22 protein-coding genes are annotated in these 22,277 nt (G+C 37.6%); 11 read left to right on the top strand and 11 right to left on the bottom strand.

Going from position 1 to position 22,277, the window contains the following annotated elements; all coding sequences use genetic code 11:
* Window positions 1-236 precede the first annotated feature (236 nt).
* Entirely contained in the window at window positions 237-1,742 is a 1,506-nt protein-coding gene (gene hutH, locus CKJ95_RS15385) for a histidine ammonia-lyase (RefSeq protein WP_099354334.1), read from the top strand.
* A 111-nt stretch (window positions 1,743-1,853) separates the two neighbouring features.
* On the top strand, window positions 1,854-3,191 hold the full coding sequence (locus CKJ95_RS15380; RefSeq protein ID WP_099354333.1) for a Na+/H+ antiporter family protein: 1,338 nt from the start codon (window positions 1,854-1,856) through the stop codon (window positions 3,189-3,191).
* Window positions 3,192-3,282: 91 nt separating this feature from the next.
* On the opposite strand, the gene CKJ95_RS15375 is transcribed toward CKJ95_RS15380, so the two are convergent.
* From CKJ95_RS15375 to CKJ95_RS15360, 4 genes are all read right to left on the bottom strand, one after another.
* Window positions 3,283-4,551 carry a TRAP transporter large permease gene (locus tag CKJ95_RS15375; protein ID WP_099354332.1) on the bottom strand — a complete coding sequence of 423 codons (1,269 nt, stop codon included), beginning with the start codon at window positions 4,549-4,551 and terminating at the stop codon, window positions 3,283-3,285.
* Complete coding sequence (locus CKJ95_RS15370) at window positions 4,551-5,027, bottom strand: TRAP transporter small permease (RefSeq protein ID WP_257215812.1); 477 nt, start codon at window positions 5,025-5,027, stop codon at window positions 4,551-4,553. Before CKJ95_RS15370 ends, CKJ95_RS15375 begins: the two co-directional genes overlap by 1 nt.
* A gap of 204 nt (window positions 5,028-5,231) precedes the next feature.
* On the bottom strand, window positions 5,232-6,269 hold the full coding sequence (locus CKJ95_RS15365) for a TRAP transporter substrate-binding protein (RefSeq protein WP_099354331.1): 1,038 nt from the start codon (window positions 6,267-6,269) through the stop codon (window positions 5,232-5,234).
* 695 nt (window positions 6,270-6,964) lie between these two features.
* Window positions 6,965-9,181, bottom strand: a complete 2,217-nt coding sequence (locus CKJ95_RS15360; RefSeq protein ID WP_099354330.1) for an outer membrane protein assembly factor BamB family protein — start codon at window positions 9,179-9,181, stop codon at window positions 6,965-6,967.
* Between the two features lie 240 nt (window positions 9,182-9,421).
* Here CKJ95_RS15360 and CKJ95_RS15355 point away from each other — a divergent pair, with 240 nt between their 5' ends.
* Window positions 9,422-9,988 (top strand): tyrosine-type recombinase/integrase, encoded by a 567-nt coding sequence (locus CKJ95_RS15355; RefSeq protein ID WP_099354329.1) that lies wholly within the window; start codon window positions 9,422-9,424, stop codon window positions 9,986-9,988.
* Between the two features lie 41 nt (window positions 9,989-10,029).
* Here the strand turns inward: CKJ95_RS15355 and CKJ95_RS15350 are convergent, their stop codons facing one another.
* On the bottom strand, window positions 10,030-10,722 hold the full coding sequence (locus CKJ95_RS15350; protein ID WP_099354328.1) for a universal stress protein: 693 nt from the start codon (window positions 10,720-10,722) through the stop codon (window positions 10,030-10,032).
* A 345-nt stretch (window positions 10,723-11,067) separates the two neighbouring features.
* Here CKJ95_RS15350 and CKJ95_RS15345 point away from each other — a divergent pair, with 345 nt between their 5' ends.
* The 7 genes from CKJ95_RS15345 (at window position 11,068) to mnhG (ending at window position 16,915) form a co-directional block, all read left to right on the top strand.
* The gene (locus CKJ95_RS15345; protein WP_099354327.1) at window positions 11,068-13,482 is read left to right on the top strand and encodes a Na+/H+ antiporter subunit A; all 2,415 of its coding nucleotides are present in this window, start codon (window positions 11,068-11,070) and stop codon (window positions 13,480-13,482) included.
* Window positions 13,466-13,891: a Na(+)/H(+) antiporter subunit B gene (locus tag CKJ95_RS15340; RefSeq protein WP_099354326.1), complete on the top strand. Its 426-nt coding sequence runs from the start codon at window positions 13,466-13,468 to the stop codon at window positions 13,889-13,891. Before CKJ95_RS15345 ends, CKJ95_RS15340 begins: the two co-directional genes overlap by 17 nt.
* Window positions 13,891-14,229: a Na(+)/H(+) antiporter subunit C gene (locus CKJ95_RS15335; RefSeq protein WP_099354325.1), complete on the top strand. Its 339-nt coding sequence runs from the start codon at window positions 13,891-13,893 to the stop codon at window positions 14,227-14,229. Before CKJ95_RS15340 ends, CKJ95_RS15335 begins: the two co-directional genes overlap by 1 nt.
* Window positions 14,222-15,712: a Na+/H+ antiporter subunit D gene (locus CKJ95_RS15330; RefSeq protein WP_099354324.1), complete on the top strand. Its 1,491-nt coding sequence runs from the start codon at window positions 14,222-14,224 to the stop codon at window positions 15,710-15,712. The genes CKJ95_RS15335 and CKJ95_RS15330 overlap by 8 nt, the downstream gene beginning before the upstream one ends.
* An 87-nt stretch (window positions 15,713-15,799) precedes the next feature.
* Window positions 15,800-16,276: a Na+/H+ antiporter subunit E gene (locus CKJ95_RS15325; RefSeq protein WP_099354323.1), complete on the top strand. Its 477-nt coding sequence runs from the start codon at window positions 15,800-15,802 to the stop codon at window positions 16,274-16,276.
* The gene (locus tag CKJ95_RS15320) at window positions 16,276-16,563 is read left to right on the top strand and encodes a Na(+)/H(+) antiporter subunit F1 (RefSeq protein ID WP_099354322.1); all 288 of its coding nucleotides are present in this window, start codon (window positions 16,276-16,278) and stop codon (window positions 16,561-16,563) included. Before CKJ95_RS15325 ends, CKJ95_RS15320 begins: the two co-directional genes overlap by 1 nt.
* A complete protein-coding gene (gene mnhG, locus CKJ95_RS15315) occupies window positions 16,538-16,915 on the top strand; it encodes a monovalent cation/H(+) antiporter subunit G (protein WP_099354321.1) in 378 nt (125 codons plus the stop codon). The genes CKJ95_RS15320 and mnhG overlap by 26 nt, the downstream gene beginning before the upstream one ends.
* A 53-nt stretch (window positions 16,916-16,968) precedes the next feature.
* Here mnhG and CKJ95_RS15310 read toward each other — a convergent pair whose 3' ends face one another.
* From CKJ95_RS15310 to CKJ95_RS15285, 6 genes are all read right to left on the bottom strand, one after another.
* Window positions 16,969-17,430, bottom strand: coding sequence for a hypothetical protein (locus tag CKJ95_RS15310; protein WP_099354320.1), 462 nt, complete (start codon window positions 17,428-17,430; stop codon window positions 16,969-16,971).
* Between the two features lie 58 nt (window positions 17,431-17,488).
* Window positions 17,489-17,737 carry a hypothetical protein gene (locus CKJ95_RS15305; protein WP_099354319.1) on the bottom strand — a complete coding sequence of 83 codons (249 nt, stop codon included), beginning with the start codon at window positions 17,735-17,737 and terminating at the stop codon, window positions 17,489-17,491.
* A gap of 121 nt (window positions 17,738-17,858) precedes the next feature.
* A complete protein-coding gene (locus CKJ95_RS15300) occupies window positions 17,859-18,470 on the bottom strand; it encodes a hypothetical protein (RefSeq protein WP_142353957.1) in 612 nt (203 codons plus the stop codon).
* A gap of 134 nt (window positions 18,471-18,604) precedes the next feature.
* Window positions 18,605-19,066: a hypothetical protein gene (locus CKJ95_RS15295; RefSeq protein WP_099354317.1), complete on the bottom strand. Its 462-nt coding sequence runs from the start codon at window positions 19,064-19,066 to the stop codon at window positions 18,605-18,607.
* A gap of 18 nt (window positions 19,067-19,084) precedes the next feature.
* Window positions 19,085-20,413 carry a hypothetical protein gene (locus CKJ95_RS23860; protein ID WP_257215811.1) on the bottom strand — a complete coding sequence of 443 codons (1,329 nt, stop codon included), beginning with the start codon at window positions 20,411-20,413 and terminating at the stop codon, window positions 19,085-19,087.
* 23 nt (window positions 20,414-20,436) lie between these two features.
* On the bottom strand, window positions 20,437-21,207 hold the full coding sequence (locus CKJ95_RS15285; protein ID WP_099354316.1) for an enhanced serine sensitivity protein SseB C-terminal domain-containing protein: 771 nt from the start codon (window positions 21,205-21,207) through the stop codon (window positions 20,437-20,439).
* Between the two features lie 221 nt (window positions 21,208-21,428).
* On the opposite strand from CKJ95_RS15285, the gene CKJ95_RS15280 reads away from it, so the two are divergent.
* A complete protein-coding gene (locus CKJ95_RS15280; RefSeq protein WP_099354315.1) occupies window positions 21,429-21,965 on the top strand; it encodes a ribonuclease H-like YkuK family protein in 537 nt (178 codons plus the stop codon).
* The last annotated feature ends 312 nt before the right edge of the window (window positions 21,966-22,277 follow it).

Genomic DNA, 22,277 nt, shown 5'->3' with positions numbered 1-22,277 from the left:
CTTCCAAACCCGAACAAACAACTACTAGTATAAACTAGGATTTTGGTTTGTTTAAAATTAGCCAAAATCCTAGGCCTCTACCAAGAGTTATCTGTTATAATTGAAAAGTATGAAAATTGGATATATGTATCTGTTAGTTAAAGGTAGAGTCTATTTTAACCAAAGGATATGATATATCTAAAATTCGCATTCGTACTTATATTAAGTCTATTACTAGCTTGAGGGGGGAGACATAAATGTCATTAGATCACGTAATTTACTTAGATGGGGAAACCTTAGGTCGTACAGAAATTGAACAGATTGCTAATAGAAATGCTAAGGTTGAAATTGCAGAAAAGAGCTTAGAAAAAGTAATAGCAAGTCGCTCTCGAATTGAAAAACAGATTAATGACGGTAAGGTTATATATGGAGTAAACACAGGGTTCGGTAAACTAAGTGATATTGAAATTAAGAAGAGTGATATTGAAAAATTACAATTGAATCTTCTGCGTGCAGATGCAGTAGGTGTTGGTGAACCTTTACCTACAGAAGTGGTAAGAGCAATTATGACCTTGCGTTCAAATGCATTAATTAAGGGATTTTCAGGAATAAGGGTGGATACATTAAATTTATTAATCAACATGATAAACAAAGGTGTTCACCCAGTTATACCTTGTAAAGGTTCAGTTGGTGCAAGTGGAGATCTGGCTCCATTAGCACATATGGCAATCGTGTTAATCGGAGAAGGAAAAGCTGAATATGAGGGAAAAGTGTATCCGGGTGCAGAAGCATTAAAAATGGCTGGCCTAGAACCTGTTAGACTTCAGGCTAAGGAAGGTCTTGCTTTAATTAATGGGACCCAGGTGATGACTGGTGTTGGAGCAATTGCTCTTAATGAAGCAGAACGTTTAGGTATGGCTGCAGATATGTCAGCATGCTTAACGATTGAAGCTTTACAAGGGGTTATTTCAGCTTTTGATCCTGCTCTAATAGCAGTTCGTCCTCATCCAGAACTTGAAAACGTAGCTTCTAGGATACGTTCATGGCTAGAGGGGAGTAAGCGTACTACCGTTCAGGGAGAAATTAGAATGCAAGATGCCTACTCTATCCGTTGTATTCCACAGGTACATGGGGCATCGTGGCAAACATTTAAACATGTTGATCAAGTCCTTGCGATAGAATTTAACTCAACCACTGATAATCCAATCGTACTTGAGGATGGCAGAGTTCTTTCAGGTGGTCATTTTCATGGACAGCCGATTGCATTAGCAATGGATCACTTGAAGATTGCAGCAGCTGAGTGGGCAAACATAGCTGAACGAAGAATAGAGAGACTTGTAAATCCACAATTAAGTGGTATCTCTCCGTTTCTAGCAAATGATCCAGGTTTAGAATGTGGATTGATGGTAGCTCAATATGCCGCAGCAGCCCTAGTATCTGAAAATAAAGTTTTAGCACACCCTTCTAGTGTTGATTCAATTCCTACATCTGCAAACCAAGAAGACCACGTCAGCATGGGTACAATTGGTTCAAGACAGGCACGTGAAATGATTCATAATTCAGCTAGGGTCATCGCAATTGAAATGATTTGTGCTTCCCAAGCTATATATTTACAAAAGGTTGAAGATCAATTAGCTCCTACAACTAAAGAATACCTTGAGAAGATCCGTCAGATTTGTCCGCCACTTGAAAGTGACCGTGACATTTCAGACCAAATTCAAGAACTGGCTACATTTATTTTAACGGACCAGAGTTTTCAGTAGGTTTTTATGAATGAAGTATGGGATTTTCCATACTTCCCCCTTCAAACTCAACCTGAAATACTTCACTTAAGAGGAGGGTTTAGTTTTTAAAACTAAAAGGTGGGTGAATATATGATTCTCTTAAATCCTGTTGTTGTTTCCGTTTTAGTATTAGCAGTTTTATGTCTATTCAGAGTCCATGTTATTTTTGCTTTAATCATTTCTGCAATTGTTGCTGGGTTATTGGGAAAACTCTCAATAACTGAAACGGTTAGTACACTGATTGGAGGTATGGGCGGACAATCCGAGACGGCGCTTAGTTATATTTTACTTGGAGTATTCGCTGTAATGATAGCGCTTTCAGGTATATTGGAAAAGTTGGTAAAGTTAATTCTTACCAAGATTAAAGGAAAAACACTGTTGCTGTTGTTCTTAATTGCCGGTTTAACTAACATCTCAGGTAATTTAATTCCTGTACACATAGCATTTATTCCAATTTTAATTCCACCTCTTTTGATTCTATTTAATCGACTTAAGATTGACCGTCGTGCTGTAGCATCTGCATTAACATTTGGATTGAAATTTAATTATTTAATTATTCCAGCAGGATATGGGCTTATTTTTCACGGTATAATAGCAACTGAAATGACGAATAATGGTATGCCAATTTCTGTAGGACAAATACCTATAGCAATGTTAATACCTGCATTAGGTATGGTTGTTGGTGTCATTATCGCAATTTTATTTAGCTATAGAAAACAACGGAATTATAAGGATGCAGTAATTGTGGAGAAGGAAGAACATAAAACTGAAGAAAGTGCAGCAACTATAGAGCAATCGGAAAGCAAGTTCGAAAAGAAACATATTTTCACCTTATTAGCAATTGTTGCAGCATTTGTATGTCAACTTATATTTGGTTCAATGGTTGCAGGGGCAATAGCGGGTATTGCTATCATGTTTATCTCACGTGTTGTATTATTAAAAGATGGAGAAAAAGTAGTTCAAGATGGAATGCATATGATGGGGGCAATTGCATTTGTAATGCTTATTGCATCAGGCTATGCAACGGTATTAAAAGAAACTGGTTCAGTAGAACAACTAGTAAATGGAGTAAGTTCATGGTTTGATGGAGGTAGTCAAATGATAGCAGCATTTATGTTGCTATTAGTGGGACTTTTCATCACGATGGGGATAGGAACTTCATTTGGTACAGTACCAATTATTGCAGCTGTATTTGTACCTTTATGTGCTGCTCTGGGATTCAGTCCGCTTGCAACAGCAGCCCTTATCGGAACCGCAGGCGCACTTGGAGATGCTGGGTCTCCTGCATCTGATAGTACTCTTGGACCAACAGCGGGTCTGAATGCGGACGGACAACACGATCATATTTGGGATACGTGTGTGCCTACATTTATTCACTTTAATATACCATTACTTATTTTCGGAACGATAGCCGCTGTGGTACTATAATACTTCATACTCTATTCGTTTGCTTTTACTACTTTCTATTATAAAATTACTCTAAATTAACAGGGTGTCCAAACTGGACACCCTTAATTTATTATTTATCCAAGAAGAACAAACTCAATTCTGGTACGAAACTAATTATGATGATGTCGATAATTAGTATAATCAAGAATGGAATAATTGCTCGAACGATTTTTTCTAATCGTAGGTTTGCGATATTGGACGCTACGAATAGGTTAATACCAACTGGTGGTGTAATGAAACCAATAGCAAGGTTTACAACCATGATGATCCCGAAGTGAACAGGGTCAATGCCAACAGCTGTAGTAACTGGAAGCAAGATTGGTGCCATGATGATAATCGCAGCAGATGTTTCCAAGAATGTACCTACAATTAATAGGATTACGTTAATGATAATTAAAACAATAATTGGATTATCTGAGATTGCGAGTAGCGCATTTGTAATTGACAGTGGGATTTGTTCCCTTGTTAAAATAAATCCAAAGATCGATGCACATGAAATGATAAACATAATAACCGCCGATGTAACAGCTGATTGAATAAAAACCTCAGGAAGGTCCTTCCACTTAATTTCCTTGTAGATAAACAGACCAACAATTAATCCATAAACAACAGCGACAACGGAGGCTTCGGTTGGAGTAAACACTCCACCATAAATACCGCCAAGAATGATAACCGGCATCAAAATCGCAAGAATGGCTCTGTTAAAGGATGTGAAAATCTCTTTAGCTGAACTTTTTTCTTCTTTACCGTACCCGCGTTTTCTAGAAATAAAGTACGCAACTAGAATTAAAGAAATACCAACAAAAATACCAGGCAAGATTCCAGCGATGAATAAATCACTGATTGATGCCCCAGCGATAACACCAAATAAGATCATTGGTACGCTTGGAGGAATCATAACACCGATTGTTCCACCTGCTGCTTGAATCGCAGTAGAGAAGCTTTTATCATAGCCTTTTTGAACCATTGCTGGAATCATGATAGCTCCAACTGCTGCTGTTGTTGCCGCACCAGATCCTGAAATAGCTGCAAAGAACATACATGTTACAACGGAAACCATTGCTAAGCCACCATGCATTCTTCCAACGATCGTCATTGCAAAATCTACGAGTCTTTTAGAAATCCCTCCAACCTCCATTAACTTACCTGCAAGGATAAAGAAGGGAACTGCCATCAATGTAAACGAGTCTGTTGATGTAAACATTTTTTGAACAACAACCATTAATGGAACATTATCTTGAACCATGAGCACAATCATAGAAGCGAGTCCCAGAGCAACTGCGATTGGTACATTAATGAAGAAAAGGACGATTAATATCCCAAATAATAACCAAGCCATTAGTTCTTCGCCTCCTTTTTCCATTCAGTAATTACGACATAAAGTAGATTGATAATAAAAAGAACACTTGATATCGGAATTACTGTATAGATATATCCCATCGGTATTTGAAGAACAGGAGACTTCTGAATCATGCTTCGGCCGATAAAGTCGAAACTGTGGACGATAATCTGCCAAAAGAAAAAGATAACAAGAATTGAAATAACTACATTTAGTATTTTTTTTACGGTTGGTCCGAAAGCGTCATAGAGAATTTCAACCCCAGGGTGTGCTTTTACACTCATTCCATAACCTGCTCCAAGGAACGTCGTCCACACGAGTAAATAACGTCCTAATTCCTCTGTCCATGCTAGGGGCTGTTCAAGAACGAACCGGAAGAGAACTTGTAAGAAGACAACGACGACCAATAAAAAAAATAGAATGATCAGTATCCATTTAAAAAATCCATTTATGAAGTCTACTATTTTTTTAATCACCTTTATTTCCCCTTATTATCTAATCAAATACGCCTTGGCGTATTTGCGCCCAGATTTTATTCGAGCCTGCTCGAATAGCTTCCTTTGAAAATCTGTGGCATCCGCCGGAGGCTTTTAACTTTATTCAGTCGGGGTTCAAACCCCGCCTGAATAAAGTTAAAAACTTGGATTGTGCTAGGCACTCACCAAGTTTTTTTATTTAGATTAATTTCCGTTTAAGATTGCTTCGATGTTTTCTTTACCAAAGTCTTTTTCGTACTTTTTATATACAGACTGAATTGCGTCACGGAATGGTTGTACATCAACATCTTCGATAACTTCCATACCCGCATCTTTTACTACCTGTAAAGAATCAGTGTCAGCTTTTGTGCTAAGTTCACGAACTTTATCACCCGCAATTTTTGCTTCTTCCTTAAGAATATCTTGGTAATCAGCTGGAAGTGTATCAAAAACAGATTTACTGAACAATACAACTGCCGGTGAGTAAATATGTCCTGTTAATGTCATGTATGTTTGGTTAGCATCATAAAGCTTGTACGTATCTGCAATGATTAATGGATTTTCTTGTGCATCAACAACGCCTTGTTGTAGAGCCGTTAAAGCTTCGTTCCATGCCATTGGTGTTGGTTGAGCACCAAGAGCATTGAACGCATCTAAGTGAATTTGGTTTTCTTGTGTACGGATCTTTAATCCTTTTAAATCTTCAGGCTTTGTGATTGGGTGTTTGCTGTTTGTGATATGGCGGAAACCATTTTCAGCCCAAGCAAGACCCACAAGCCCAACATCTTCCATACCAGCTAATAGATCTTGACCAACTTGTCCATCAAGTACGCTGTATGCATGTTCTCTTGATTCAAATAAGAATGGTAAATCAACGATACCAATTTGTGGATAGAAGTTTGCAATTGGCGCTGTTGATGAAATTGACATATCAGCAGTTCCGAGTGTAAGTGCTTCTGTTAGTTCTCTCTCTGCACCTAATTGGTTAAGTGGGAAAATTTCGATTGTAACTTTTCCATCAGTACGTTCTTTCACATTTTCAGCTAAATCAAGTAATGCAAGATGATAAGGGTGTTCTTCTGTTTGAGAATGCCCTGCTTTAATTGTGTATGTTTTTCCTTCGTCTTTAGCGCCATCAGATGATGATTCGCCTTCGCTACTGGATTCATTACCTCCACATGCTGCTAAAACTAAAGCAAACACGAGGAAGAGTACCATCCAGGAAAGTTTTTTTCCTTTCATGATAAAGCCCCCTATTTTCAGAAAATTTTATACGATATTGAACATTATAACATCTTTTTATCATTTTTCTACAATATTTTGTGTTTTTTGATAATTTTTTTAATGAAAGCGTTAAAGGACGACAGAATTCCTACATTTTTTTAAAAACAAAATAGCTTCCAAGAATTTCAATAGCTTCAATAATAGTTAATGCTTTTAACCTTTCACAACGAGTAATTATGTCTATATAATCTCTCCTTAGATTTGGCTAAATAGTGTAATTGGGAGTTCAAAAAATTATAGGACTAAATTACTGAATTTATTGAAATTTTAATTCGGGATATTATACTTGTATATCTTTTTCAAGGCTTATTTAGGGATACGGTGGATTGTCGGTGGGATTGGTTAGTTGGGGCTCTGAAGGCCTGAGCGAGGAGGAGGAGCAGGTTAAAGTCCTTCATCCGATCTATGAAGGCCTGAACGTGGAGGAGGAAGCAAGCTAAAGTCCTTCATGCGGTCGATGAAGTTCCCATGCGAGGAGGAGGAAGCAAGCTAAAGTCCTTCATGTGGTCGATGAAGTCCCGAGCGTAGAGGAGGGAGCAAGCTAAAGTCCTTCATGTGGTCGATGAAGTCCCGAGCGAGGAGGAGGGGAGTGAAGTCCATCATCTCCAAACACCAAAAAAAAAGGAATCGTCGCCAAACGATTCCCTTACCTGTTACTTACCAAGGCTTTGTAGATATTCAACTAATGCATCGATTTGATTATCGTCCAAGGTGTCCTTAAATGGAGGCATTCCAGCGCTACCATTTTTAATTTGATTAATCAAAGCTTCTCTATCTTGGAGCATTTCACTCTTCTGTAAGTTTGGTCCATTGTGACCGCCTTCACCGTTGTCGCCGTGACATGCCAAGCAGTTGTTTTTGTAAATGTCTGCGCCTTCATGTGCAGTTGATTTGTCTCCTTCTTCTGCATCTTGTTTCTTATCAGTAGCTTCAGGTTCATTTGCTGTTGGTGAAACGTTGATTTTATCTTCAGGTATATCTTCTAGGGATGCATATGCACCTTCTAGTGAGAAGGTATAGATTTTATCACCATGTGTTGTTCCTGCAAGTGAGTTACCTGCAGCAAAAATTGTAATATATTGCTTACCATCAATTTCATAAGTGATAGGAGGGGCGTTTGCTCCCGCATCCATTTTAAACTCCCATAATTCGTTCCCGTTAGTTGCGTCGAATGCAATTATTCTTCCATCGTTATGACCTGCAAATAAGAGATCACCTTTTGTAGTCAATAGGCCACTATAGGCAATCGTATCCCAATGTTTCTGCCAAACAATTTTGTTCGTTTTAATATCCATTGCAGTTACGACACCACGGCCAGGAGCCCCGTTTACCGGTTGCCATACACTACCAAGCCAAACTTCGCCTTCTTTGTAATTGTTCGCTTCATCACCTTCACGATGTGAATATGAGAAATACGTATCATTTGCTAATAAATAGAAAAGCTCAGTATTTGGGTTGTAAGCTGATGGTGGCCAGTTTGCTCCACCTTGTGGTGACGGTTTTAATGTAACAAACTCATCCCAGAACGGTGTGAAAATTGGACCGATTTTACCTTTCCAATCGCTAGGGAAATCCTTTTTAACATCTTCTTCAGTAACTCCTTGAGGAATAAAATTATCTCCAACCGGGAACGGCTGAGTTGCCGCTGTTTTTTGTCTTTCATCCTGTGGTACTGGTTTTTCTTCGATACCGACAAGTGGTTCACCGTTAGTTCGGTCCAATATGTAGAGCCAGCCAGTTTTTCCAGCTTGTGCAATACCTTTTCTCATTTTGCCTTCCATTTCCACATCAAATAAAACGACAGGGTTTGGTGCATCGTAATCCCAAATATCATGATGTACTTCCTGGAAATGCCATTTGTATTCACCGGATTTCGCATCTAGTGCGAGAACGGAATCGGCAAATAAATTGTCACCTTCGCGAGTGCTTCCATCAAGGTCAGCAGATGGATTACCAGTTGAGAGATAGAGAAGTCCTAACTCTGGGTCAATTGCTGGGGTTTGCCATACAGCTGCCCCGCCTCTTTTCCATGCATCAGTGTCTTGCGGCCATGTATCGTGTCCAACCTCATCTGGTCCAGGAACCGTATGGGTTCTCCAAATTTCTTTACCCTTATCAGCATCAAATGCAGCAACGAAACCGCGGATCCCATATTCACCTCCAGCAGCCCCTGTATATACCATTCCATCAAAATAAAGAGGGGCACTAGTGATGGTATATCCTTTTTCCCAATCCTCAACTTTCGTTTCCCAAACAAGTTCGCCTGTTTTTTGATCTAATGCAACTAGTCTTGCATCTAAAAGTCCGACAAAGACTTTTCCGTCTCCTAATCCGACACCACGACTTGTCCATCCACAGCAGACCGTGTCTAAGTTCGCTGCTAATTCAGGGCGGTATTCCCAAATTAATTCACCAGTTCTTGCGTCAATTGCTTGAACATCGTCAGCACCGGTAATGGTGAACATAACCCCGTCATAGACAATTGGAGTTGCTTCACCTGAATATTTAAATTCATAACCTGAGCCGAGACTTGTCACCCATTCAGCTTTTAAGCCCTTTACATTGGATTTGTTGATTTTGTCTAGCGGAGAGTACCTGCCATTGAAGATATTTCCACCATGTGTAATCCAATCTCCTGTTGGTGCAGCCGTTAAATCTTCTGCTGAAAATTTTGGCGCAATTTTTCCAGGGTAATCCTTGTGTTGTACTGAAAAATGCTTATCTTTGTCTACTTTCTGATATTCTTTTTCTTGGTTTTCTACGCCTTGTTCAGCTTGTTCTTCCTCGCCGATATTATTTGAAATCATGACACCAGCTCCGATGGCAATTACAACAAGCAGGACAATAATAATCCATCCATACCTTTTCATCTCGTAAAACTCCTTTCCATTGTGATAATGGTGATAATTGCTAAAAAGTTTCTTATAATTTGCCCTGCATCAAAAAAAATAATCCAATTTATTAGCTGAAAATTTGAGATTTTAGCAGTACATGGTGTTATTCAATACTAAGTGAAAGGCATTTCTCTAAAAATTTTGTAAGCATGATTCTTGTCATGTTACTTAATGTATGTTAGTTTTGAGTTATGTAACATTGGCAGGGGGATATCGATGGAATTTGTCGATCCAATTAAAGACGTAAATAAAATAAATGAAATTAAGGAAGTGCTTAAAAAGCAATCCCAACGAGACTTATTATTTTTTGTATTTGGGATTAACACAGGATTAAAGGTCAGTGATTTACTTTCATTACGTGTTGAAGACGTATGGGATGAATCTGGAATGAAGGATTTCCTCTATATAAATGACATTACAAGTGGGGAAGTAAAAGCTTTCTATTTAAATAATATGATAAAAAATGAACTGACTGATTATTTACGCTCACAAGAAGAATATGAAGGCAGTGATTTTTTATTTAAATCAAAGAAGGATAATCTACCAATCTCTAGACAGCAGGCTTACCGGATTATAAATCATGCTGCTAAAGAGGTGGGGGTTTCTGGGAAGGTTGGAACGCATACTCTCCGGAAAACATTTGGCTATCATGCCTACCTGAAAGGAATTGCAATTTCGATATTGATGGATATCTACAATCATCATTCGCCTTCTGAAACATTCAAATATATCGGAATCAATAACGAAGAGAAGCAATTAGTAAAAGTGGACGTAAACCTATAAGTCTTATCACAATAAAAAAACTCCGCTTAATAGCGGAGTGGTCATAAAAAGTCATCATCGTCGTCTAAGTTTGTGTTCATTTCTACATTTGTAAAATCGGAAACGATATCCTCTTTCACTTGGACCTGTAGTGTCTTCTGGTCTTTCATGAATTTAAAAATTCCATTATTAAAGTCTGTGCCAAATTCTTTAAAGAAGATACCTTCAAAAAGGACGTCTCTTGTATGTTTAAAGATGAGGCGGTATTCGTTACCCTCTTGAACTAGATATGCACGAACCCCCTTGTCGAAATGGCCTTCAGTGTTTTTTAGGTAACGGGCAACAGATATAATATGAAGATCTACAAAAGGAATTTCTCTTAACAATGAATTTATAATTGAACCTTTTGCGATTTGTTCCCAACGACTTTGTGCGGTTTGGCCAAGAATTATTTGGGTAACATTTTTCTCTCTCGCTACATCTGCGATTACTTTTGAAATTGGTCTTTTTTCATTGTCCTTGATAATAAACGCATCCGCACTATGTTGGTCTGCTAACTCTTTCCATCTTTCAATGTAGCTAACCTTTTCAGGGTCGAGATCATCGAAAGGCTTTGGATCAACAGTTAAGATATAAAGTGGACAATCAAGCATGTTTGCAATCTTGCAACCACGTTGGATGAGACGTTCACCATTTGGGCCATAATATACACAGACAAGGATACTCTCGTCCATTCGCTCTTTTATTAATTTCATTATTACTCACCTCGAAGTTGATGTGAAATCATTGGCCTAGCCAACTTCCGTTTCATAAATAACAAGTAAATAAGGAACTACTAAAGGATAAACCCTTTATTTAGCTGGGCTTACATTTATCACACCACCTATTAAAATTCACTTTGCTAGTTGATCCAATTTTTGAATAAATCGAGGCAACAGCTAAGCTATATTTCAGTAGGAATTTAAACAGCTACTGATTGCAAAAGTTAGTAAAAAATGTTCTTTAATTTATAAACTATGTATGACTATATCGCATGCTACAAAATCAGTCAATCTATTCAGCTATTTTGTAAAAATCATCCACTTAAGGAGGCGATTCCAATGTATTGGTTCCATTTTTTAATCATGCTACCATTTATTTTCGCCGTGTTTGTTCCTATATTATATAAGAAGTTTTGTACTCACATTCATACGGGCTGGTTCGTGTTCTTGGTGCCACTCCTGATTTTTGTTTATCTTATTACATTTATTCCCGATATTGCAAATGGGAATACCATTATTACAAGCCTTCCTTGGATACCTTCCTATGATATTAATTTTACTACCTATATCGATGGATTAGGGTTAATGTTTGGATTATTAATTACGGGTATTGGTGCATTGGTTATTTTATATTCCATTTTTTACTTATCAAAAGAACGTGAAGCACTTCATAACTTTTACGTGTATTTACTGATGTTCATGGGAGCCATGCTTGGCTTAGTATTTTCTGATAATATCTTTGTTCTGTACGTATTTTGGGAATTAACAAGTGTATCTTCTTTCCTATTAATTGCGTATTGGTATGAACGTGAGAAATCACGCTATGGTGCGCAAAAATCTATGCTAATTACGATATTTGGTGGATTAGCGATGCTTGCGGGTCTTGTTATGATTTCAAGTAGCTCGGGAACCTATAGCATTCGTGAAATGTTATTGAATGCTGATGCGATATCAACGAGCGCCTTATTCGTACCAGCGATGGTATTAATTTTACTAGGTGCTTTTACAAAATCTGCTCAATTTCCGTTTAGTATTTGGCTCCCAGATGCAATGGAAGCTCCGACTCCCATTAGTGCCTATTTACATTCAGCCACAATGGTTAAAGCAGGTATCTATTTAGTTGCACGATTAACACCTATTTTTGGCGGTTCATCTGAATGGTTTTGCCTTGTTACGGGTGTAGGTTTAATTACATTGCTGTATGGATCCGTTAATGCGGTACGACAGACAGATTTAAAAGCATTATTGGCATATTCAACGATTAGCCAATTAGGCTTGATCATGAGTCTTCTTGGTCTCGGGTCGGCTGCGATGTATTTCGGTTTGGGGGATGAAACAGCTATTTACGGCACAGCCGTCTTTGCAGCTCTGTTTCATTTGCTGAATCACTCGACTTTTAAAGGGAGTCTCTTTATGGTAGTAGGGATAATTGACCATGAAACGGGGACTCGTGATATTCGAAGGTTGGGTGGTCTAATTCATCTTATGCCTATATCCTTTACGCTAATGGTGATAGGTGCCTTTTCAATGGCTGGACTGCCTCCATTTAATGGTTTCTTAAGTAAGGAAATGTTTTTTGCAGCGGTTAATAATGCAGCAAAAATGGACTTTTTCAACATGGCGACGATTGGTGTACTTATTCCTATTATCGCTTGGATCGCAAGTGTCTTTACATTTATTTACTGTATGATTCTTGTATTTAAAACGTTTAGAGGGAAATATAAGCTCGACAATGACCGTGTTGTTCATGAAGCACCACTTGGAATGTTACTATCACCGATTATTTTAGGTTCGCTTGTGATCCTTGGTTTCTTTTTCCCGAATCTGGTTTCACAGTATTTATTAAAGCCGGCGTTAACTTCTGTATTGCCGATGCTTGCTGAGGCAGATGTGGTGAAGTTAAAAATAACTGCTTGGCACGGTTGGAATCAGGAACTCTGGATGACGATTGGGGTAGTTGTTCTTGGAACAATTCTTTATCTCAATATTAGAAAATGGTACCGGGTGTACAAGTTGTACCCACAGTCACTAACAATCAACCATCTATATAATCTTGCTTTAAATAAAATGGAACAAATATATGGTTCAATTACAAACTTTTATATGACAGGTTTTATTCGTGATTATCTAGTTTATATCTTTGGCTTCATGATTATTGTTGTCGGTGGATCAATCTGGTTATTCGATGGGATTTCCTTTGATTCATCGAATGATAACCCGGCAACACTATTTGAAATAGCGATTATGATTGTTTCGGTAGTTTCAGCTGTTACCGTTCTATTTTCAAAATCAAGAATTACCTCGATTGTTGCAGTGGGGGCACTAGGATACTTAGTAGCATTTTTCTTTGTCTTATTCCGCGCACCAGATCTGGCTTTGACTCAACTGGTTGTGGAAACCGTCACGACAGCTCTTTTCCTATTATGTTTCTATCACTTACCGCAATTGCGAAAAGAAATTAGTCGAGTCCCGTTCAAGGTAACGAATGCGGTCATAGCTATTGGGTCAGGGGTAGTCGTAACAATAGTGGCATTATCAGTGAACGGAAATCGCTTATTTGATTCGATTTCAAGCTACTATGAAAATGCCTATGAACTTGCAGGAGCCAAGAATATCGTCAATGCCATTCTTGTTGATTTCCGTGGGATTGATACAATGCTCGAGATTCTCGTGTTAACCATTGCAGGTTTAGGTGTTTATTCATTAATTAAGCTACGTTTAGCAAAGGAGGGTTCAGATGAAAGAGCCGAATGATGTCATTATAAGAAGTATCACTAAGATTGCGGTTATTATTATTTTTACATTTGCAATCAACTTGTTTATTTCTGGTCATCACCATCCCGGCGGTGGCTTCATCGGAGGTTTAACCTTTTCAGCCGGATTGGTCCTTCTGTTCCTAACCTTTGATATAGAGACGGTCCGTAAAAATTTGCCCCTTGATTTTAAAGTGGTTGCTGCGGTCGGTGTATTAATTGCAGTTGGCACAGGCGTTGGTAGCATGCTATTTGATGAGCCGTTTTTAACCCAAACATTTGGATACATTGAGCTCCCTGTTTTCGGAGAAACGGAGCTTGCTTCAGCGGTTTTGTTTGATGTAGGTGTCGCCTTGGCGGTCATTGGAACATCACTCACAATTATTATGAGTATAGGTGATGATCGATAATGGAAACATTAATGTCTATTCTTGTCGGGATTTTATTTTCAATCGGAGTTTATCTCATCTTAACGAAAACTTTATTACGAATCATATTAGGAACATCTATAATCGGACATAGTGTGAACCTACTTATAATTACAATGGGAGGCCTCGAAAAGGGTGGACCTCCGTTGCTGGGAATAAAGGGATTATCCTATGTAGATTCATTACCACAGGCACTTCTTTTAACCGCAATCGTCATCAACTTTGCGACAACAGCATTATTCTTAGTGCTAAGTTACCGTGCGTATAAGGTTTTAGGCACGGACGATACTAGAAGCTTGAGAGGTAAAAACGATGGGTAATTTAGTCATTTTGCCAATAATCATCCCTATTATTATTGGGATGATCATGGTTATTTTTCGAAAAAATATCGTGCTGCAGAGGGCGCTCAGTCTTGTTGCAGTCGTAAGTATATTTGTGGTTTCTTTAATGCTTATGCAACAAATAAAAATAGATGGAATTCAGGTTCTCCAGCTAGGTGGATGGGAAGCGCCATTTGGTGTAAGTATGGTTGCAGACATGCTAGCTGTTATCTTGGTGATGGTCACAAGCATTGTGGCATTCTGCTGTCTCATTTATGCCTTTTACACAATAGGGAAGGACCGGGAACTATTTTATTTTTATCCGCTCTTTTTATTTTTAATTACAGGTGTTAATGGTTCCTTCCTTACGGGAGATATTTTTAACTTATTCGTATGTTTTGAAGTCATGCTTGTGTCATCCTATGTCTTGATTTCCTTGGGAGGCACGAAAATACAGCTTAGGGAATCTATCAAATATATATTAGTGAACCTGATTTCTTCCTTCTTATTTTTAGTGGCAGTTGCCTACTTATATGCGATGACAGGTACATTGAATATGGCACATCTTTCTGTTCGCATTGCTGAGGTCGGCCAGGACGGTGTCATGACGACAGTCGCGATTTTATTTTTGATTGTGTTTAGTTTAAAAGCCGGTCTGTTCCTATTCTTTTGGTTACCGGGTTCATACAGTGCACCACCAACAGCAATTGCTGCCATTTTTGCAGCACTGTTAACGAAGGTTGGTATTTATTCGATTATGAGAGTATTCACGCTTGTGTTTTACCATGAGCCAGAGGTGACACATCTATTAATCGGTATTTTAGCAGCTATTACGATGTTGCTTGGAGCCTTCGGGGCGGTGGCCTTTTGGGATATTAAAAGGATCATAACGTACAATGTGGTCGTGGGGGTTGGCTTTATTTTAGCAGGGGTCGCATCGTTAACTGCTGAAGGGATTACAGGGTCTATTTACTACTTAATCCACGATATGATTGTAAAGGCACTTATCTTTCTTTTAGGCGGAACAATTATTTATCTGACAGGGACTAGTAATTTAAGAGAATTCAGTGGTCTAATGCGACTACAGCCAAAATTCGGTTGGATGTTCTTCATTGCGGCTTTGTCGCTTGGCGGATTACCACCCCTTAGTGGATTTTTAGGAAAAATATTTATTACAGAGGGGACCTTCGCAACAGGTTATTTCTGGCTTGGCGGAATTGGCTTACTCACGAGTTTAATGGTTCTTTACTCAGTTATGAAAATTTTTATGAACGGGTTTTGGGGTTATACTGACGTACCAGAAGAAAGCGAAACAAAGTCTTTAAAAGGATTGTTATTACCGATGGGCATTCTTACAGGCTTGACGATTGCACTTGGATTAGGGACGCAAGGGATTAGTGAGTATGTTGATCTTGCGGTTGAAGTGATTATGAATCCAACTATCTATATTGAGGCGGTTTTGGGTAGTGCCTTTATAGAGTAAGTTTTTTTGAGTGTGAAAAGGTAACGGATAGAAGTATGTTTTGAAAAATCCCGTGGTTATTCTTTATATAAGAAAGGGGTGGTATCAATGCCCATGCAGGTTCTAATTAATTTGTTAATCGGTTTTATTTGGATGTTCCTTCAGGATAGTTGGTCGGTGTTAACCTTTTTTAGTGGTTATTTATTTGGTCTGATCGTGCTATTTATACTACGGAGGTATTTCCCTCATCAATTCTATGTTGTGACCTTGCTTGCTATTATACGATTATTTTTTATTTTCATCCAAGAATTATTTACGTCAAGTGTGTTAGTCGTGAAGCAGGTTATGCGTCCAAAAATTAATATCACACCGGGCATTTTTACCTTAGAGACGGAATTAGAAGGGGACTTGGAGATAACCTTGCTTGCGATGTTATTAACGTTAACACCAGGTTCGGTAGTTGTTGAAGTATCACATGATGAGAAAAGGTTTTATATACATGCGATGGATATCCCGGAATCAAGCGATGCTGTTATACGTTCAACGGAAAAATTTGAAGCGGCAATAAAGAGGGTGACGCGTTAATGATTAGAATCATTTTAATAATTTCATTAGTTTTTTTAACATTCGCTATTTTTGCGACGATTTATCGGTTAGTAAAGGGCCCCTCAGCCTCTGATAGAGTCCAAGCGCTTGATGTATTAGGGATTAATATCATTTCGGGAGTAGCTATTTTTTCTGTATTTTTAAGGAATACTGGTTTTTTTGAAGTGATTTTATTAATTGGGATCCTTTCCTTCATTGGAACAATTTCCTTCGCGAGATTCATTGAAAGAGGTGTTGTCATTGAGCGGCGTAAGCAATCCGATTGAGGTAATAGAAATACTTGCAGTTTTATCGATTTTAGTGGGGACGGTCTTTAGTTTCTTAAGTGCCGTTGGTTTAATTCGATTACCTGATTTATATTCCCGTGCTCATGCAGCATCAAAAAGCTCAACAATGGGAGTATTGTTTATCCTTGTAGGAACGTTTCTATTTTTTATCATGGAAGGTACTTTTAGCATTCGCTTATTTCTAGGAATCTTCTTCGTATTCCTTACCGCTCCAGTCGCAGCACACGTTATTGTGCGCTCGGCTTATCGCTCTAAAGTTCCTCTTGCAGAGCAAAGTGTCCAGGATGATTTGAAAGGCGTGATTGAGATTGAAGGGGAGAGGGAGCAGTAGGCTTCAAAATAAAAATGCCTAGCCCTTTTAGAGGGTTAGGCATTTTTTGTTGTTCAACTTAAATATTCTTGAATCTTGTTGCTGGGAATTGTTTTCCGAGATTCAGGCTGGTTCTCCCACTTTAAGATTGGTTTTTTTATTTCAACTAATGAATCGATGTCTTCTAGTTTAACCTCTTTTTGGTAAACAAATTGTTCATGTTTTATGAAACCGTAGTTATTTACATCTTCAAAATCCTTGCTAAATAGTAGAATGTAATTATTTACTAAAGTAGAGGAATTAACCCCATAGGTTTCATATTCCCTTCCGTTATAAACTGCGTTAATCTTTAACTCATAAACTAATTCAACATCATCAAGGGTAACCTCTTTAATAAAAATATCATCGTGTTTGTTTCCTGCTATATCAATAAGTTCTTGAAAGCCGTTATTTTTATATTTACTAATTATATGAAGTACTTGCCCCCGAATATTTACAGGGTAGTTCTTGTTTTGATAAATGGCGTATATGCTCATAATTGTTACCTCATTATTAATTAAAGATCTATTGTGCGAAATCTCAGGGGAAATTTCTCTATTTAGAAAGATTATGAAACTTGTTCAATCCTCTTACTCTTTTAATGAAATTTTCTAATGCTCTCTCCTCGGTGTCGAATTCTTTTTCTGAGATAGCATTTGCGCGTTCGTCTGTTGTGGAAACCTGCCAGGTGTTCCCCTGTTGACTGATTAACACTTCGTTCGGACTAATATCATGATCGTTAAACCAATTAAAGAACTGTAGATTTTCAACTTTGATTATTTGCATTGCCTGTTCTTTTGTCATTATGAACACATCACCTCTATGAAGGAATAATTAGTAAGTAGAGCGCAATTTCTAGTTTTTAGAACTGCTTATCAACAATCATTCCTTAACTGCAATTTATATTTATCATAGATATATTCTTCTATTTTATAAATAACTCTATATCTTCATCATAAAATTTTTCATTAAGTAGTAGCCCCTGCTGGGTTAGTTGTTGTTCAAGTTCTTTAATTAAATACAAAGAATAAGTCAAACGATACATGACAAATATGCCTCTATCGATACTCAACGGCATAGTGGTGAAGCTTTTTTGACTGTTAGTATCAATATAGCTGATTAGCATGTTATTACTACTATCTATCTCACAGTGGATGGTCTGTGAACTTATCGTATTGAAATAATAGTAACTGTTCGAAACTCCAAGTTTTTGAAAATAGGTAATTAGCTCATTAGTGTTTTTTAAATCATGAACTGGATTATCGGACGGGAAAATTTTATAAGAATACAATTTCTTTAATAATTTTATTAAGAAATATTTGGTTGCTTTTGCTTCATCATTAAACATAAGAATGTTTTCTTTTTCTGGACTAGGCAGTCTTTCAAAGTTTATTTCAGAATACTCATATTTACCATTGCTAAACTCAAGTTGAGCATAATTTTCGTAAGGTGATTTTGCTTCCAGTAGGACTCCGTTATTGAAGGTTACTGGGATGCCAAGATATTTACATATCTTGATTAACTTAGTTCTATTCATTCTATCAATCCTTTTAATTGTAATTACTAATCCTGCTATTGGATTTATAATTTCAACCAAATGCATAAAATGTAAAACTTCATATAATAAAAAATGCCCAACTTACAATACAGGGGTTAGGCATTTTGTGATATTTAACTTAAATATTCTTGAATCTTGTTGTTGGGAATCGTTTTCCGAGATTCAGGCTGGTTTTCCCACTTTAAGATTGGCTTTTTTATTTCAACTAATGAATCGATGTCTACAAGTTTAACCTCTTTTTGGTAAACAAATTGTTCATGTTTTACGAAACCGTAGTTATTTACATCTTCATAATCCATGCTAAATAAAAGGATATAATTTTTTTCTAAAGTAGAGGAATCAACCCCATTGGTTTCAAATTCCTTTCCTTGATAAATTGCGTTAATCTTTAACTCATAAACTAGTTCAACATCTTCAAGGGAAACCTCTTTTATAAAAATATCATCGTGCTTGTTTCCTGCTAAATCCACTAATTCGCTAAATCCACTTTCTTTAATATTACTTCTTAGTCGTAAGACATTATTTCTGATATTTAGGGAATAGTCCTTATTCTTATAGACAGCATATTTACTCATAATATTAGTTTCCTCACTTTACTTTAATGGTATCCAATTTCCTACATCAGCATCATAAATAAATTGTGTTGTAGTAGTACCGTTATTCGCATCAACAATCTTTAAAATATCGCCATCCACGAAACTTCGCGCTTCCTGATAGTATTCTGGTAGAACAACTTCCTTACTTCCAGTAAAACCTCTTCCTGTATATGGATAGCTGTCAGGCTTCGGGGCCCAGTCTGGAATTGAAAGTTGTTTCGGGTCATCTAATCGATATTCTATAATACCGAAAAATTTATCCGGTGCTCCAGTAGATTGAGATATTCCATCAACACCATGAGTTAGCTTAAAAGCTGAATTATTATAATCTAGCCTTGCTCCCTCGTAATTATCCTCTAATGTTTTAAGATTTGATGAGTGTTCCTCCACGGCTGTAAATCCTCTAACACCTTTATAATCATTATACAAATAATTGTAAATGTCCGATTGCGGAATCACCTTTGCCATTGTGGTACCACTTGGTGGAATTCCAATTTGGTCCCTAATCGATTTAACTGCATTCATTTCTGTTGTAGTTAATTGTCTATCGGGATCCAGTAATTTAACAAAAGTATCTGGGGTATAGTCATTTTCATTTAGTACAGTTTTTATCGAATCACTTGTTTTGTGATTGACTATTTCATCAACTATCCTAACTCCACCAACCTCATCAACAGCTTTCGCCCCTTTAGTTAATTTTACCGCTTTATCCACACCTTTTGTACCTACAACTGCGAGGGCAATTTCTCCAAAAGCGCGACCGAACCAATTTCCTCGGCTTTCTGCATCGCCATTAATAACATCCTCGTTCCATGAGGTTTTGATTGCATCCCATATTCCTTTTGCCGTTTCCACTGGGTGTTGGATGACATGAACGAGACCTTTAAAGGTTTCAACTGGATGAGTGATGATGTTCCAGATTCCTTCCACAGTGGATACAACTACGTCCCAAAGTCCAGTTCCAAATCCTTTTATGGAGTCGCCAACAACCCCAAAAAAATCTCCAACCGACTCCCAAAATGACTTTTTAGGAGGCTCGGTTAATTTTTGTGACTGGGAGTTTACTTGTTTATCAGCTTGTTCATATTGAGTTACACTATTATCCACAAAATTATGTAGTTGATTAAGACGTTTTTCTATCTCATTGATTGAAGAAGCCATACTGCTTAAATTTGCACCAATACCTTGCCTACTAGTAATTTGACTGTCTATCGCATGGCGTAGACTTGAGATCCGACTCTGTGTATCTGTCAAATCGGAGGTGATTCCTTTTAACCGACTGTTTGAGGAGCGGACACTATTCACTTTTATGTCTATTTGAGCCATTTCGTTACCTCCTTTCGTGAATCTTATCGGAACATAGATTTCAAATCATCTATTGATGTACGAGTATAAAAGGGTTTTGTCTGATCAACAATTGAATTAGTTAGTGGTAGTTTCTCGGGTAAAATGACAATTTCGATCTGCTGATTAGTAAGTTTATCTACTGTTTTAAACACATCTAATACTAGTTGCTTTGAACTGTTCTCGTCTTGGTTGTCTACCGTTAGTCCAATGAAGGGAATCGGCCTACTTGGACTAGCGGGATTGTAAATATGTGTAAAGTATGCGTTCTTGATAGTAGGAAAATTTTTTAAATTGTCGGAAATAACATTAAGAACGAAATGAGGGATTTCTTCCATTTGGTTTGTTAGGAAACTCTGTTTTTCTTCAAAAGCTAACTCCTCAAAAAAGTAATGAAGAATTCTTCCGTCACGTAGTGTTTCGAGTTCCTGTTGGATAATCTTTTTACTAACATCAAAACCAGGGTTAAGAACCCACGGGGTATCTGGTTCAATCAGTTTTAGTAGCATACGTGTTGAAATTTTTACATATTTATAGTTTTCCTTATAGATGGAGTTGAATTTCTCAACACTTGAATACACAGGAAGAACAAGCTCATTATTCATTTCTATATACTTTAAATTCAGAATGGGCTCTCCACTCGTGCTGGAGGAAACAGTGCCGATTGTAACAACCTCTAAATCCAGAAAAGCTTTATAAAAGTGATAGCGCTTCTCAGGATGATTTATGGCATCTGACAGAATGGAATCAAATGGGTCAATTGTTTGTTTTTTCATTTTTTTTACATGCACGCTCCAATTTAGGATTATGGTAATATTATACAATCAAAAAGCGGGTAAAAGTAGGTAGTAAAGTACTAGGAAAAATGGCACGATTTTTATTATTGAACTCCAATTTTTGTACCAAATCATCATTTAGCACACATTATTCTGTTTCCGGTCATAAAATGTATAAAAGCAGGTCAACAAAGAGACCGGGAAAGTTGTGATATGAATTTATGAAAAACAATTCAATCAATCACTTCTTATTTAAAAATCTATTAGAAAAACGGATGTCATTTGATCGAGTTTTTGAGCATATTACTGACTTCATGCGCACCCAACCTAGTGGGAAATTCAGACTCATTATTGGGACAGATTCTCAAGTGCATCCAAGACAAACTACCTTTATAACAGGTGTTGTCATACTTAATGAAGGAAAAGGTGTGTGGGCATGTATCCGAAAAGTGGTTGTTCCGAGGAGAATGGAACATTTGCATGAGCGAATTTCCTATGAATTATCATTATCAGAGGAAGTTGTTTCATTGTTTACCGAAGAGAAGAAAAATCAACTCATCGATATTGTGCTACCGCATATTTATGATGGCGCTTCTTTTACAATGGAGGGGCACATTGACATCGGAGCAGGAAAGAGAAACAAAACACGTGAATTTGTGAAAGAAATGGTGACACGAATGGAAGCAATTGGTGTGGAACCGAAAATAAAACCAAATGCATTCGTGGCCTCATGCTACGCGAACCGTTATACCAAATAGAGTGTTAGAGTTAGATTGTCACTTAATTAAGGTAAAACGGAATCGGTGCCTGGCCCCCAGTGAGTAATCTAATCTTGAATCTCGCTGGGAATCAGGCACCGATTTTTTATGTGGATTCAGCAGAGTTGGAGAATGAGGGAGGTGAAGGGGAAACGGAGATAGAATTTTGAGTTGAATCCTCTTCATAGGCGGGATGAAGGGGAAATGTGATATAAAATTTGAGTTGAATCCTCTTCATAGACGGGATGAAGGGGAAAGGGAGACAGAATCTCGGGTTGAATCCTCTTCATAGATGGGATGAAGAGGAAAAGG

This window comes from Fredinandcohnia onubensis (assembly GCF_002734285.1).
Taxonomy (GTDB): Bacteria; Bacillota; Bacilli; order Bacillales; family Bacillaceae_L; genus Ferdinandcohnia; species Ferdinandcohnia onubensis_A.
This window is presented reverse-complemented; position numbering and strand designations above follow the sequence as displayed.

What these genes read in the sequence shown, in the direction of transcription:
- hutH (WP_099354334.1), top strand. Translation starts at nt 237, where the DNA reads ATGTCATTAGATCACGTAATTTACTTAGATGGGGAAACCTTAGGTCGT.
- CKJ95_RS15380 (WP_099354333.1), top strand. Translation starts at nt 1,854, where the DNA reads ATGATTCTCTTAAATCCTGTTGTTGTTTCCGTTTTAGTATTAGCAGTT.
- CKJ95_RS15375 (WP_099354332.1), bottom strand. Translation starts at nt 4,551, where the DNA reads ATGGCTTGGTTATTATTTGGGATATTAATCGTCCTTTTCTTCATTAAT.
- CKJ95_RS15365 (WP_099354331.1), bottom strand. Translation starts at nt 6,269, where the DNA reads ATGAAAGGAAAAAAACTTTCCTGGATGGTACTCTTCCTCGTGTTTGCT.
- CKJ95_RS15360 (WP_099354330.1), bottom strand. Translation starts at nt 9,181, where the DNA reads ATGAAAAGGTATGGATGGATTATTATTGTCCTGCTTGTTGTAATTGCC.
- CKJ95_RS15355 (WP_099354329.1), top strand. Translation starts at nt 9,422, where the DNA reads ATGGAATTTGTCGATCCAATTAAAGACGTAAATAAAATAAATGAAATT.
- CKJ95_RS15350 (WP_099354328.1), bottom strand. Translation starts at nt 10,722, where the DNA reads ATGAAATTAATAAAAGAGCGAATGGACGAGAGTATCCTTGTCTGTGTA.
- CKJ95_RS15345 (WP_099354327.1), top strand. Translation starts at nt 11,068, where the DNA reads ATGTATTGGTTCCATTTTTTAATCATGCTACCATTTATTTTCGCCGTG.
- CKJ95_RS15340 (WP_099354326.1), top strand. Translation starts at nt 13,466, where the DNA reads ATGAAAGAGCCGAATGATGTCATTATAAGAAGTATCACTAAGATTGCG.
- CKJ95_RS15335 (WP_099354325.1), top strand. Translation starts at nt 13,891, where the DNA reads ATGGAAACATTAATGTCTATTCTTGTCGGGATTTTATTTTCAATCGGA.
- CKJ95_RS15330 (WP_099354324.1), top strand. Translation starts at nt 14,222, where the DNA reads ATGGGTAATTTAGTCATTTTGCCAATAATCATCCCTATTATTATTGGG.
- CKJ95_RS15325 (WP_099354323.1), top strand. Translation starts at nt 15,800, where the DNA reads ATGCCCATGCAGGTTCTAATTAATTTGTTAATCGGTTTTATTTGGATG.
- CKJ95_RS15320 (WP_099354322.1), top strand. Translation starts at nt 16,276, where the DNA reads ATGATTAGAATCATTTTAATAATTTCATTAGTTTTTTTAACATTCGCT.
- CKJ95_RS15310 (WP_099354320.1), bottom strand. Translation starts at nt 17,430, where the DNA reads ATGAGCATATACGCCATTTATCAAAACAAGAACTACCCTGTAAATATT.
- CKJ95_RS15305 (WP_099354319.1), bottom strand. Translation starts at nt 17,737, where the DNA reads ATGACAAAAGAACAGGCAATGCAAATAATCAAAGTTGAAAATCTACAG.
- CKJ95_RS15300 (WP_142353957.1), bottom strand. Translation starts at nt 18,470, where the DNA reads ATGAATAGAACTAAGTTAATCAAGATATGTAAATATCTTGGCATCCCA.
- CKJ95_RS15295 (WP_099354317.1), bottom strand. Translation starts at nt 19,066, where the DNA reads ATGAGTAAATATGCTGTCTATAAGAATAAGGACTATTCCCTAAATATC.
- CKJ95_RS23860 (WP_257215811.1), bottom strand. Translation starts at nt 20,413, where the DNA reads ATGGCTCAAATAGACATAAAAGTGAATAGTGTCCGCTCCTCAAACAGT.
- CKJ95_RS15285 (WP_099354316.1), bottom strand. Translation starts at nt 21,207, where the DNA reads ATGAAAAAACAAACAATTGACCCATTTGATTCCATTCTGTCAGATGCC.
- CKJ95_RS15280 (WP_099354315.1), top strand. Translation starts at nt 21,429, where the DNA reads ATGAAAAACAATTCAATCAATCACTTCTTATTTAAAAATCTATTAGAA.